Annotated in this window: 11 protein-coding genes and 4 pseudogenes; 6 read left to right on the top strand and 9 right to left on the bottom strand. The window is 48.9% G+C overall.

The window, feature by feature from the left end:
* The first annotated feature begins 152 nt into the window (after positions 1-152).
* Positions 153-1,145, top strand: coding sequence for a 2-hydroxyacid dehydrogenase (locus FBY13_RS00265; RefSeq protein WP_063879728.1), 993 nt, complete (start codon positions 153-155; stop codon positions 1,143-1,145).
* 33 nt (positions 1,146-1,178) lie between these two features.
* Here FBY13_RS00265 and FBY13_RS00260 read toward each other — a convergent pair whose 3' ends face one another.
* A complete protein-coding gene (locus tag FBY13_RS00260; RefSeq protein ID WP_063879729.1) occupies positions 1,179-1,454 on the bottom strand; it encodes a DUF333 domain-containing protein in 276 nt (91 codons plus the stop codon).
* 182 nt (positions 1,455-1,636) lie between these two features.
* Between FBY13_RS00260 and FBY13_RS00255 the strand changes: the two genes are divergently transcribed.
* The gene (locus FBY13_RS00255) at positions 1,637-2,293 is read left to right on the top strand and encodes an MgtC/SapB family protein (protein WP_063879730.1); all 657 of its coding nucleotides are present in this window, start codon (positions 1,637-1,639) and stop codon (positions 2,291-2,293) included.
* Between the two features lie 636 nt (positions 2,294-2,929).
* Here FBY13_RS00255 and FBY13_RS00250 read toward each other — a convergent pair.
* The 4 genes and pseudogenes from FBY13_RS00250 to FBY13_RS23605 form a co-directional block, all read right to left on the bottom strand.
* The gene (locus tag FBY13_RS00250) at positions 2,930-3,760 is read right to left on the bottom strand and encodes a glycosyltransferase (protein ID WP_145393176.1); all 831 of its coding nucleotides are present in this window, start codon (positions 3,758-3,760) and stop codon (positions 2,930-2,932) included.
* Positions 3,761-4,492: 732 nt separating this feature from the next.
* Positions 4,493-4,591, bottom strand: a pseudogene (locus tag FBY13_RS23860) (hypothetical protein); the annotation flags it as partial.
* Positions 4,570-4,770, bottom strand: a pseudogene (locus tag FBY13_RS00245) (DNA polymerase V subunit UmuC); the annotation flags it as partial. The pseudogenes FBY13_RS00245 and FBY13_RS23860, both read right to left, overlap by 22 nt.
* 2 nt (positions 4,771-4,772) lie before the next feature.
* Positions 4,773-5,020: pseudogene (locus tag FBY13_RS23605) on the bottom strand (hypothetical protein); the annotation flags it as partial.
* A 266-nt stretch (positions 5,021-5,286) separates the two neighbouring features.
* Between FBY13_RS23605 and FBY13_RS00235 the strand changes: the two are divergent.
* The 3 genes and pseudogenes from FBY13_RS00235 (at position 5,287) to ttcA (ending at position 7,697) form a co-directional block, all read left to right on the top strand.
* Positions 5,287-5,979, top strand: a complete 693-nt coding sequence (locus tag FBY13_RS00235; protein ID WP_145393175.1) for a hypothetical protein — start codon at positions 5,287-5,289, stop codon at positions 5,977-5,979.
* Positions 5,980-6,462: 483 nt separating this feature from the next.
* Positions 6,463-6,714, top strand: a pseudogene (locus tag FBY13_RS00225) (site-specific integrase); the annotation flags it as partial.
* Between the two features lie 47 nt (positions 6,715-6,761).
* Positions 6,762-7,697, top strand: a complete 936-nt coding sequence (gene ttcA / locus FBY13_RS00220; RefSeq protein ID WP_145393174.1) for a tRNA 2-thiocytidine(32) synthetase TtcA — start codon at positions 6,762-6,764, stop codon at positions 7,695-7,697.
* Positions 7,698-7,751: 54 nt separating this feature from the next.
* Here the strand turns inward: ttcA and FBY13_RS23600 are convergent, their stop codons facing one another.
* The 3 genes from FBY13_RS23600 to FBY13_RS00210 form a co-directional block, all read right to left on the bottom strand.
* The gene (locus tag FBY13_RS23600; protein WP_255474398.1) at positions 7,752-7,877 is read right to left on the bottom strand and encodes a hypothetical protein; all 126 of its coding nucleotides are present in this window, start codon (positions 7,875-7,877) and stop codon (positions 7,752-7,754) included.
* Between the two features lie 297 nt (positions 7,878-8,174).
* Positions 8,175-9,158: a zinc transporter ZntB gene (gene zntB / locus FBY13_RS00215; RefSeq protein WP_063879733.1), complete on the bottom strand. Its 984-nt coding sequence runs from the start codon at positions 9,156-9,158 to the stop codon at positions 8,175-8,177.
* A 116-nt stretch (positions 9,159-9,274) separates the two neighbouring features.
* Complete coding sequence (locus tag FBY13_RS00210) at positions 9,275-10,894, bottom strand: ABC transporter substrate-binding protein (RefSeq protein WP_096010547.1); 1,620 nt, start codon at positions 10,892-10,894, stop codon at positions 9,275-9,277.
* A gap of 154 nt (positions 10,895-11,048) precedes the next feature.
* Here FBY13_RS00210 and mpaA point away from each other — a divergent pair, with 154 nt between their 5' ends.
* Positions 11,049-11,756 carry a murein tripeptide amidase MpaA gene (mpaA, locus tag FBY13_RS00205; protein WP_063879735.1) on the top strand — a complete coding sequence of 236 codons (708 nt, stop codon included), beginning with the start codon at positions 11,049-11,051 and terminating at the stop codon, positions 11,754-11,756.
* Here mpaA and ycjG read toward each other — a convergent pair.
* Positions 11,731-12,714 carry an L-Ala-D/L-Glu epimerase gene (gene ycjG, locus FBY13_RS00200; protein WP_145393173.1) on the bottom strand — a complete coding sequence of 328 codons (984 nt, stop codon included), beginning with the start codon at positions 12,712-12,714 and terminating at the stop codon, positions 11,731-11,733. The genes mpaA and ycjG overlap by 26 nt on opposite strands.
* Positions 12,715-12,752 lie beyond the last annotated feature (38 nt).

The raw sequence follows: 12,752 nt of genomic DNA, 5'->3' as shown, positions 1-12,752 counted from the left end.
AAACAAGAATCCTTTTTTTCTCAATATCCTGAGAATAATGATGGCACGTAACGCCGGGAAGGTGAAGGTTTCACCCCCTAAGGTAAACAGGTATCAGCAAAAAGTAACAGAAAACGTTATTCTTGTTGCATCCCCTTTTCAGGAGCACAACGATGAAAATCGCCGTATACAGCACTAAACACTATGACCAGAAGTATCTTGAACAGGTCAACCAACAGTATGGTTTCGAATTGGTCTTCTTTGATTTTTTACTCAGCGAAACCACAGCGAAGACGGCTGTAGACTGTGATGCGGTTTGTATCTTTGTGAATGATGACGGTAGCCGTCCGGTACTGGAAGAGCTGGCCGCGCTTGGCGTCAAATACATTGCACTGCGCTGTGCGGGATTTAATAACGTCGACCTTGATGCCGCTGCGGCGCTGGGACTGCAGGTCGTGCGTGTACCGGCTTATTCCCCGGAAGCCGTCGCCGAACATGCGGTGGGACTGATGATGACGCTAAACCGCCGGATTCATCGCGCTTACCAACGCACCCGCGATGCCAATTTTTCCCTGGATGGCCTGACCGGTTTTAATATGCATAACAAAACCGCCGGAATCATCGGCACCGGCAAAATTGGCATTGCCACTCTGCGCATATTAAAAGGGTTCGGCATGCGTTTGCTGGCTTTCGATCCCTATCCGAGCGAGCAGGCTTTAGCGCTCGGCGCGGAGTATGTCGATCTGAAAACCCTGTTTGCACAGTCGCACGTGATAACGCTGCACTGTCCACTCACGCCGGAAAATCACCATTTACTGAATGCGCAGGCTTTTTCACAGATGCGCGATGGCGTGATGATCATCAATACCAGCCGGGGAGGATTAATTGATTCTCAGGCCGCAATTGACGCGCTGAAACAGCAAAAAATTGGTGCGCTCGGCATGGACGTTTATGAAAATGAGCGGGACCTGTTTTTTGAAGATAAATCGAATGATGTGATTCAGGATGATGTTTTCCGCCGTCTGTCAGCCTGTCACAATGTGCTGTTTACCGGCCATCAGGCTTTTCTGACAGCCGAAGCCCTGACCGCGATTTCAGAAACCACGCTGGAAAATATCAGTCAGCTCAACCGGGGAGAATCCTGTCAAAATCAAGTTACCGCCTGACGCGGTGGGCCGGCACCATCCGGCCTGCTTCATTTAGCGTGCGCAGTTGCCACCGATCAACGCCTGCTCGCTGCAGCGACGGCCGTTAACTAACTGGCACATCCCGATGCGCGAACCGTCCAGTTGACTTGAAAACGCCAGGGTACCTCCTGCATTGGCACAGTTTGCCTCTGCCATAGACGACATCACCACGTGTGGCTGAACATGGGCGGCAGTAGCTTGCTGTGGTGGCTCGTTGTCGTCGCTGTTACTGCTACAGGCAGACAGTAGCAACGCGGCACCAGCCAGCAGAAAAGTAGCGGCTTTCATCAATCAGACTCCGGGAAGGTGAGTTAAAGGCTAAGCAAGAATATGTCAGGCCCGACGCGGGGTCGATAGAAGAAACAGCTTTTTACAAAAAATATGACGGCTAATTGCAAGCAGAATTATCCTGTTATCACACTGTCACGTAACTGCACTTATCTAAGCATGATGATTACCGGAGAAAAACAATGTTAATGGATATGCTGATTCGTATCGCTTTGGCTGGGATTCTGGGCGGTCTGATTGGCCTGGAACGCCAGATGCGCGCCAAAGAAGCCGGATTGCGGACCCACATCCTGGTCGGTATCGGCAGCGCCATGTTTATGCTGGTGTCCAAATATGGCTTTGCGGATATGTTGATAAAAGATCATGTCGCCCTCGATCCCAGCCGCGTCGCGGCACAGGTGGTGAGCGGTATGGGCTTTCTTGGCGCAGGCACCATCCTGATTCAAAAACAGGTGGTAAAAGGCCTGACCACGGCGGCCGGACTGTGGGTTACCGCCGCTATCGGACTGGTAATCGGGAGCGGCATGTATGAGATTGGCATTTACGGTACGGTGCTGGCCCTGGTGGTGCTGGAGGTGTTCCGCCGCCTGAGCCATTTATTGATTGGCAAACATCACACGCTGATTGTTTATCTTAAGGCCAAGAGCGTGCCATTGGTCCTGCTGGTGATGCAACGCGAAGGCATTCGCTACGGTAATATTTCGGTTATTAACCGGGATGAAGAAAGTGGCCAGTGTGAATTAAGCGTGCAGGTGACCTTGTCCCGCAAATCCAGCGATGCGCATCTGTATGACAAAATTATGGAAGTTAAAGGCGTGCAGTCGCTGGAAATGATGTAATCAGTGTAGGCTGGCATCAGATCATTACCCTTGACACCTGTGCAAACAACGTTGAGTGACCCAGCCACATTGACGGGATAACTTTGCTCAGGTGTCGCATAGATTGATAGACTCTGAAAGTACTCATGAGGTTCAATATGTGCGCTCTCTGCTGGGCGGACGCAAAACCACTATTCATCGTCGACGTCTGCCACTGTCTGTATATGGAAGCATAGTTGTATTAGGGAAATATGATTTTGAAAAATGCCAGATTCATTAAAAACACTGCGCTGTTTATCGTGTGCTTCTTATTAGCCTTCTGGCTTTCAGCATACAAAATGCCTCTGAACGCGTTAACCCAGACAATAGTCGGCTGGTCATATTCGCACCTTCATGGTCTTATAACAGATACTTATGAAAGCGGATCAGATCCGATTACTTTTGCAACGTTGGTCGCGGTCCTTCTCGTTTATTCATTCATACTCTATGCCGCTTGTAGAAAGCTCATCGCTGTCTTCAAAAGATGATAAAAACTCCAATGACGTAAGCCAAAACGGGGGAGTATGACCAGAGTTTAATCGTACTCCCCCGAGTGCAACTTAGGCAGATGCTGTTGAGCCATTGCCCGCTTGCCGGGCTTTCCTTAGTTATAAAATGTTATCTCGCTAGCGCTTTAAATAAGAAACGAAACCACCACAATTTTTGCCAGACAACATCTCTTTTAAAAGCTGGAGCAGGAATTGATGTCGATTTTACAATGTGCCATGTGAAGTTAAGAAAACATCTACTGTGGCCGTGCTCATAGCCATATGTGCAAACCTCGTAATGTTTCTTGCTGTCTACAGGTGTGTTAGTGCTTAAATCCCTGATAAGTGAATGATATGAATCATTCCTGTCGAGGTTCCGCTCAAGACAAAAATAAGCCTTCGGAAGGTAACGCTGACGTGAACCATGATATTTATGAAATTTTACAAACCTGTAATCCTCAGCGCCATAGTGTCCTGAAAACTCTTCATCATAACCCCAAAAACGCATAAATCTTGCGCGAGAAATAAAGAACAAATTACTGTGGCCTTTGTAAAAACCTCGCTGATTTTTTCGATAAATCTTGTAAAAATTTCGATCTGGACTTTTATGATTGATGAGATAACGGAACGTTTTTTCCGGTAACTCATGATCAAGATCAGTTATTAATACTTTGTCTGATTTGGCATAAGTGACCCCTAAATTTCTTGCGCCACCCTGATTCCACTTAATATCACTGTCTATACACAGCCAGGTCAGATTCAGTCTAAACTCAGGTACTTCATACTTTAAAGGAGAGCAGTCGTCTACTATTACAAACTCTGTGACCTGCAATACTTCTTCAGGCATCTTTTCGTATTTCCTGAGAAGGCTTATTACAGAATCAATATTATCTTGATTGCAATAAAAATGTGTTATGTAAGTAAGTTTTATATGCTGCTTATCTGTTATTCTATTTGCCATATTTGTTTTCAGTTCGTTGCAACAAGGAAGCTAATCAACTTCATATGTATATTACAGCGAAGAAAGATAAAGCAAAAAAAACTAAACTCAATAATTAATCACAGCACCCTGAAAAGAATTAATTACTTGACAGAAATTAAGATTGGCTCCAACAAAAATACTGGATACTGTTAACGCTCACATTACCTTGGTTAAAAATCTTCGCTTATATTAACTTTTGATTTGTGGTTTTTTACTTTAATGAAAACTGACGGTGTATTGCCCCGCTGTCGCGTTCAAGATCTGACGAAAGGTAATCATCGTTTTGTAGTCACGGAGCATTTTCCTGTATCCCTTTCTTTCTCTACTGACACCCAGCATCAGCCATCATCTGTATTAATCAATACACATCAATTGTGAGAATTGTAATCTCTATGATGTATAAGTGATTTTTTTTGGTTAAAGCATCTGTGATTGATCGTTTTTACCGATCGTTTTTGCATAATTGATCTGCACATACGATTACACACACAAACTGTACGCCTATAAGATTGAATGGTTGCTGACACGAGGGAATGTATGATGACTTATATAATTATAATTCTGGCCATTCTTATAGCTGTAGGGATTGTATTTTGGTTAAAGGATCGACCAGGCGATAGTCCGCAATATCAGGAAGGCGGCTACGACTAAATCAAATGACTATCAGCCCGTAATACCGGGCTTTTTATTATCCGCAACCGGCAAAGCTGATTCAGTAACTGACCGTGAACCCATAATCTGCTGTTTGGTTGGTGCGAATTCCTCAAGCTCTAAACAGGGTTTGCCGCGCAACTCCCTAACAATTCGTTCTCAAGCTTGAAATATGGTGCACTCATTGAGATTTTTACCGCCTTTGCTTCTGCAGAACGGGCAATTACACACTCATCGTTATGACTCAGTACAGCTATGGGTTTTCTGCGCAGGTCTGGTCTAGATACTGTCTGACAGCTGGCATAAAACGAATTAACGTCAACCAGGGCGAACCACAGTCGCCACCATTAGGGTTGAAAACCTGGAACACCCTTTCCTCACCCGCTAACGTTGAAATATCGCGAAAGGTTGTAGTGTGCGTTTCAATCCATTTGTTTGCAGCGTGTAGCGTGTAGCGTGTAGCGTGTAAGTCCAGTTTAGGCGATCAAGTTCCCGAACAAAATCAATCGTGCTGAGTGTGGAGCGCCCTTTGCAGTCGCGCTTAATAGCCTGGCGAAAAGCAATCATGATTTCGTAGTCACGGTGCATTTTTTTGCGCTCCAATTTTATCTGTATATAAATACTGCAATATCAATTCATGATTTTGATCAAGCTTTACGGTTGAGAGATTTGTGGAGCCTATGAATTCCAATAATTTTTAGCGTGAATACTCTTCTATGAGCAATTTTACTGTTTACTTAAAAACTCAATAACCATAAATTATACATGGTTAAATTTTTCTCATTACTATGGCTTTCATTTAGTAACGGCGGATCGATAGCACGAACATTAAGGACAACGAAAAGGATAAGAAAATGTATTACAGGGATGAAATAATAAATTATTTGCAAACCAATAACATATTGGCTTCTAAATTAGATCGTGCGTTAACAGGTGTCATGGATTTAGTTTCAGACCAGATAGATACGATTAGTGCAGGTGCAAAACGTGCAATTTATTATACATCGTGCTTTACTCAAGAATACCAAGACGTGTGTAAAAAACAGCTGAATGAAGATGTAAGATTTACTAAAGGTCTCTACCATTTCTTACAGCGCAAAGATATTGTTTATGAGATATTGCATATTTATTTTGAAGAAATATTCAAGAAAAAAACATCAGATCAATTAGAATGCATTAAAAAAAACCTGATGGCTGTTAATATTTACATTGCTGCAAACGCTTTAACTAAATCCGGGTTTGCTTTGGCAACGGCAACATGTGTTTCAATCGGCTTGAATCTTAGCCTTAATATGGGTTCTATTGCTGGTCGTACAGCGAGAGTAGCAGTTGCATATGCGGGAATGTATGGCATTGTGCAGAAGGCCGCAGATAGCGCTGATCGTCTTCGAACTAGCTATCCAGCATTCTTTTCAACGCTATATGCTAATGAACTTGAAATGCTTTATTTCCTGGTTGAGCCCATATTTATTCGTGCCGACGCGTTCCGGGCTCAATGGGCATCAGATGCAGATATTGCTAAAATCATTGAAAGAATGATTAGGTAGCCATGATGTCATTTATTAAGAAAGCTTTTTTGTGGCTGTTTCAACAGCTATTTTCGCTATATGCGCCACCAATTTGCGTTTTAATATTTGCAGTTGCTTTTTTTCAGGTATTCCCTGATGGGCCTCTATGGCCTGTTGGTATATTTGCTATATTCATCATGTTTATATTTGTAAAATATTTAAAATGGTAATGTTATGCATGAGCGCTTTAGTTGGTAAGTCTGTCGGCGGCAGTTGTGGCTGTGTTAAGTGTTTACTGAGTTTTTCAAAAAGCAGCATAAAGTGGCCGATTTCTTTTGCGCTTCATTATCCGTTCCCACGTGCCCCATTCCCTTTATCAAAGTCTGTTCCAGGGCTGAGGAGAGTCCAGCCATCGCGAACAGGCACGATGTAGTCTGTCTGAACTGCCTCAGCTGTTTCAGTGCTGTAGGCAGTCATTTCCCTGTCATCGTTAACCGATTCCTGTTTCAGACCATCCGCACTTATGGCGTAACACGCATCGCTCATCTTTGGAACGCAGCAGTAAAACGTGCTGGCATTCGTCGCCGGAATCCGTACCATACGCGGCATACTTTTGCCTGCTGGCTGTTTACTGCCGCTAGCGCAAATCCATCATTTATTACGAGTCATCTGGGGCATGAAAACGCGCTAAGGGTTTATGAAGTCGATACTTCGTGGATACATGAACTGGACGCCGATCAGGTGCAGATGCTCAACAGTCAGCTTGCCCTTTAAAAACGTTGCCCCCTGCATGCCCCTTTTGGTTTTAGAGATTGAATAAAATGCAACAAGATCAGGAAATTAATAAGAAAGAGCAGTACAACCTCAACAAACTTCAGAAGCGTTTGCGTCGTAACGTCGGCGAGGCTATTGCTGATTTTAATATGATTGAGGAAGGCGATCGCATCATGGTGTGCCTGTCGGGCGGCAAAGACAGCTACACCATGCTGGAAATCCTGCGTAACCTGCAAAAAAGTGCGCCGGTGAAATTCAGCCTGGTGGCGGTTAATCTGGATCAGAAACAGCCAGGATTTCCAGGTCATATCCTGCCCGAGTATCTTGAAGCGCAAGGTGTTGAGTACAAGATCGTTGAAGAAGACACCTACTCTATCGTTAAAGATAAAATTCCCGAGGGTAAAACGACCTGCTCTCTATGCTCACGTCTGCGCCGTGGAATTTTGTATCGCACCGCCACGGAACTGGGTTGTACCAAAATTGCTCTAGGTCACCATCGTGATGACATTCTGCAAACGCTGTTTTTGAACATGTTTTACGGTGGCAAGATGAAAGGTATGCCGCCGAAACTGATGAGCGACGACGGTAAGCACATCGTGATCCGCCCTCTGGCTTACTGCCGTGAGAAAGATATCATTCGTTTCTCAGAAGCCCGTCAGTTCCCGATTATCCCGTGCAACCTTTGCGGTTCACAGCCTAATCTGCAACGCCAGGTTATCGCTGATATGCTGCGCGACTGGGACAAGCGCTATCCTGGCCGTATTGAAACGATGTTCAGCGCCATGCAAAACGTCGTGCCCTCTCACCTTGCCGATATCAACCTGTTTGATTTCAAAGGCATTCAACACGGTGACGCGGTAGTCGACGGTGGCGATCTGGCATTTGATCGTGAAACGCTACCGGTCAACCCGGTTGGCTGGCGTGCCGACGAAGAAGAAAACCCGGCTGTCAGCGAACGTCTTAACGTGCTGGAAATTAAGTAACGTTTATCTATTGGTTAAAAGCAAAGGGCACGCGTCATGTCGCGTGCCCTTTTTTTATACGTTGCGGTGAGGGGGCGGGTCCATTACCGGCGGAAACTCAGGATCCGGTGGCGGATCGGGTTGCGGCTGCGGAATGGGCGGCGGATCGGTCGGAATTGGCTCGCTGCTGTGTATCGCCATAATGCCGTTCTCCTCTGTAGCGAATGGATTTTAAGCTTAGGAAAGAATTGACATCTCAGCCAGCGGACAAAAAAAAGCCGGCGAGTTAGCCGGCGTATTTCGAATTAAAAATGCTATGCAATAATTCTAAAAAAGGAAGTAAGACAATATGGAGCGCAACGCCCATCGCTTGACGTTGCATTCACCTGCGGGAGAGATTTTGCGCGCTTTGCGCATCGCAGATATTGATGTCGATCAGCTTTAGCCCTGTTAATGTGATTTTCCTGCGCAACGCCCCCTGCACCTCTTCCCACGGCCTTATAGCCAGCGTCGCTTACGCAGATAGCCTGCTACACCCAACGCCAGCAGCACGAGTAAAAGACAAAAGACACTAAAGCCATAGCGCCATGCTCCGCCGGGAATGCCGCCCAGGTTGACACCAAACAGGCCGGTCAAAAAGGTAGCAGGCAGAAAGATCATCGCCATCAGCGACATAGTATAGGTTCGGCGGTTCATGGATTCTGCCATTACCGAGGCGACTTCATCTGCCAGTACGGCGGTTCTGGCTACGCCAGCATCAAGATCGTCCAGGCCGCGTCCCAGCCTGTCGGCAATTTCCTGCATACGACGGCGTTCGCTGTCGTCCATCCAGGGCAGTTTTTCACTTGCCAGACGGGAGAAGACATCGCGCTGCGGTGCCATATAACGTCGCATCACAATCAGCTGCTTGCGTAACAGGCCCAGCTCACCGCGCGGTGGAATACGCTGGTCCAGTAAGGCATCTTCCAGCTCAATGATTTTGTCATGTAAATCTTCGATAAATTCGCTGGTGTGACCGGTTAAGGCATCGCAAACCTCCACCAGCCAGCTGCCACAGTTAACCGGCCCGTTGCCGTTTTGTAGATCGGTCAGTACTTCGTCCACGGCAAACACTTTGCGGCGGCGGGTAGATACAATCAGCTGATCGTTGATAAAAACCCGCATCGCCACGAGCTGGTCGGGACGTGCGTCACTGTTGTGGTTCACGCTGCGCAGAACGATCATAAAACCATCGCCCAGGCGGTTAACCCGCGGGCGCATGCTTTCACCGGCAAGCGCATCGCGCACGGCATCCGGAATCTGGGGCGTTGACTGCAACCATTCTGCGCTACGCGGATGCGTATAGTTGAGGTGTAACCAGCACGGATGCTCGTCGTGCAGCAACTGCGTTTCGTCAATCGGCACCATGCCGCCCTTGCCATCCAACTGGCAGGAAATGATGGCATCGGTCACCTTCAGCGCTTTTCCTTGAATCACATCCACAACGTCACCCCACTATCAAAATCAATACGATACAGTCTAGCGTGACGGGATTGAGTTGCAATCTTCAGCCTGTATACAAAGATGTCAAAAGGCGGCCGCATGTTGGCCGCTATCTCTTAATGCTTCTCTATCCACAGCTCGCGGCTATAGGCAACGTCTTCGGGATTGGTAATCGGATAACCCTTCACCCACGGCTTAATCAGACGACCATTGGTATACTGATAAAGTGGCGCGATGGGTGCCTGATCAGCGATGATTTGTTCTGCCCGGTTGTAGTCAGCGTTACGTGCCTGCTCACTGGTTTCCATGCTCGCTTTTGCAAGTACCGCATCATATTCGGCATTGCTGAAACGCGGAATATTGCTGCTGTTGCCTGAGGTCAGCAGATTCAGGAAGGTCGAGGGTTCATTGTAATCCCCTACCCAGGAGGCGCGAATAACGTCAAAGTTGCCACTGTTACGGCTGTCTATGTAGGTTTTCCACTCCTGGTTTTGCAGCTTCACGTCCACGCCGAGATTCTTCTTCCACATTGAGGCCACCGCAATCGCTATTTTCTGGTGGCTTTCAGAGGTGTTGTACAACAACGTCAGCTTGAGCGGCTTCCCGGGGCCGTAACCGGCGGCAGCCAGCAACGCTCTGGCCTGGGCATCCATTTCTTTTTGGTTGTGCTGTTGCTGCAGCGTGGGCAGCGGTTTAAAGCCTGCCGTTACATCCGGCGTGAAATGCCATGCCGGTTTTTCCCCCGTGCCTAAGACTTTTTCGGCGATGACGGCGCGATCGATACTCCACGACAGCGCTTTGCGGACACGAACATCGGCGGTTGGTCCTTTCTGGGTATTAAAGGCGTAATAGTACGTTCCCAGCTGATCGGGCGTAAAGACCTGGCCCGGCAGCGTCTTTTTCAACAACGCATACATGTTCTTAGGGAAAGACTCCGTAATATCCACATCATCGGCACGATAGCGCTTGGTGGCACTGGACTCTTCATTGATGGGCACAAAGGTCACTTTGGTTAAGACGGAGTGGGCGTTGTCCCAGTAATGCGGATTACGCTCCAGGACAATTTTTTCATTCACAACCCGTTGGCTGAGTTGGTAAGCGCCGTTGCCCACCAGTTTGCCCGGCAACGTCCACTGCGCACCCTCTTTTTCAACCACAGCTTGCGGCACAGGATAAAAAGCAACGTTGGAGAGCATGGCAGGAAACCAGGGAACCGGACGCGTCAGCGTAATCCTGAGGCGATTTTTATCCAGCGCAGTCACACCCAGCTTATCCGGTGGCATGTCACCTTTGGTGATTGCTGCCGCATTGCTCAGGCCGCTCAGCGCAATAAAGGACGCCTGAGAAGAAGAGGTTTTAGGATCGACGACGCGCTGCCAACTGTAGACAAAGTCCTGCGCCGTCACCGGTTCGCCATCAGACCAGCGGGCATTATTTCGCAGGGTAACGATCCAGACTTTGTTGTCACTGCTGCTCCAGCTCTGTGCCACGCCAGGCACAATTTTGCCGTGCGCATCCTGGCTGGTCAGCCCTTCATACAGATCGCGCATTACCTGTATTTCAGGCAGACCTACGGCTTTAGCGGGATCGAGCGAGGCGGGCTCATCTTTAATATGGCGGACAATTTCTTGTTTAGCGGCAAGTTGGGCACCGGCGGGAACATCGGCTGCGAAGATCGGCATGGACGCGCTAAGCAGGCTCAGGGCCGTTAGCGTCAACGAAAAGCGGATTACCATTATCACCCCTTTATAATAAAGAAGCGCTGAATCAGCATATTACTGACTCAGCCTGTTAACGGTCACTTTAGCGCAAATCGCTGATTGATAAATAGCTATTTTCCCTGACCCGCTTTTCCGCTACTTTGACATAAACCCTCAGGAGAAAGTCACTATGTCATCCCTTCACCCGCGACCGCTACGCGGCAAACTGGCTATTTCCTGGCAGCAGTATGGCCGATCGGTTCTGGGCGCCCCACTGCTCTGGTTTCCGGCCGTGCAGGCAGACAGCGACAGTGGCCTGATTCTGGCCGGTACGCACGGCGATGAAAACGCAGCAATAGCGGCCCTTTCCGCTGCGCTGCGGACGTTGCCGGAGGCGCAGCGTCGCCATCATGTGGTGCTGGCGATGAATCCTGACGGCTGTCAGCTGGGTTTGCGAGCCAATGCGAAAGGTGTCGATCTGAACCGCAATTTTCCAGCCGCCAACTGGCAGTCAGGGGATACGGTTTATCGCTGGAATAGCGCAGCAGACGAACGGGACGTAACGCTGTCGACGGGCACACATCCGGCATCCGAGCCAGAAACCCAGGCGCTGTGTGCGCTGATTCATCAGCTTAAACCGGCCTGGGTGGTTTCCTGGCACGAACCGCTGGCCTGCATCGATGATCCCGATCAGACGGAAATCGGCGCCTGGCTGGCGGCACAGACCGGTTTACCTCGCGTCAGCAGCGTGGGCTACGCCACGCCGGGTTCCTTTGGCAGTTGGTGTCACGACCTGAGTTTGCCGTGCGTGACCGCCGAGATGCCTGTCATTTCCGTGGATGAAGCCACTGAAACCTATCTGGAGACGATGCTCACTCTGCTGCGCTGGCAGCCGTAATCAACGCACCGTCCTGCACCTTAAGGGCCGGTTCGGCATCGACAGCCAGCCAGGTTGCACCGTCTAAATCGGCAAAACGCACCAGCGGCACCAGCGGCAGTGCGGCGCGAATCGCCCTTGATGTGCAGATCATACAGCCCGCCATGAGCGTAAAGCCCTGCTGTCGCGCAGCATGCGCCAGGGCTAGTGCTTCGGTCAGTCCGCCCGCTTTATCGAGTTTAATATTCACCATCTCATAGCGCCCACGCAGTGCAGGCAGGCTTTCACGCGTGTGACAGCTCTCGTCGGCACAAATGGGGAGAGGATGAATAAAGTTCGCCAGCGCCTCGTCTTCCCCTGCCGGTAAGGGCTGTTCGAGCATAGCAACCTCAAGATCGGCTAATAGCTGGCAACGCGCGGCCAGGCCCTCAGCGTGCCAGGATTCATTAGCATCGATGAGTAATGTCGCCTCTGGTACGGCGGCACGAATCGCCATCAGCCGCTCGGTAATAAAGTTATTATCCATTTTGATTTTGAGCAGGGTGGCGCCATGTTGCCATAAAGCCTGCGCGCTGCTGGCCATCGCCTCCGGTGTATCAATGCTCACCGTGTGGGCAGTGATCACAGAACGGGTCGGTTCGACGCCAACTAACTGCTCCAGACTCCGATGCTGCTGGCGTGCAGCAAGATCCCAGAGCGCGCTGTCGATGGCATTTCTTGCCGCGCCTGCCGGCAACAGGTTCTGTAAGGCATCCCGTGACAACCCCTGCTGCAGTTGTGGCATAACGGTAGCAATTTGCTCCAGCACCAGCGCTTCGCTTTCGCCATAGCGCGTGTAAGGTGTGGCCTCACCAATGCCTTTCACGCCATCTTCTTCAATTTCCACGACGACGACTTTAGCTTCGGTGCGAGTGCCTCGAGCAATGACAAACGGCGTGTGCAGCGGCCATGCTTCGGGATAACATTTTACCGTTCTCATTACCTCTCCTTATTGTCGGTGATTCATCACTGTCATTT

Source organism: Pantoea sp. SJZ147 (assembly GCF_007828605.1).
Classification (GTDB): domain Bacteria; phylum Pseudomonadota; class Gammaproteobacteria; order Enterobacterales; family Enterobacteriaceae; genus Pantoea; species Pantoea allii.
Note: the sequence above shows the minus strand (reverse complement) of the source record. Positions and strands in the feature narration are given on the sequence as shown.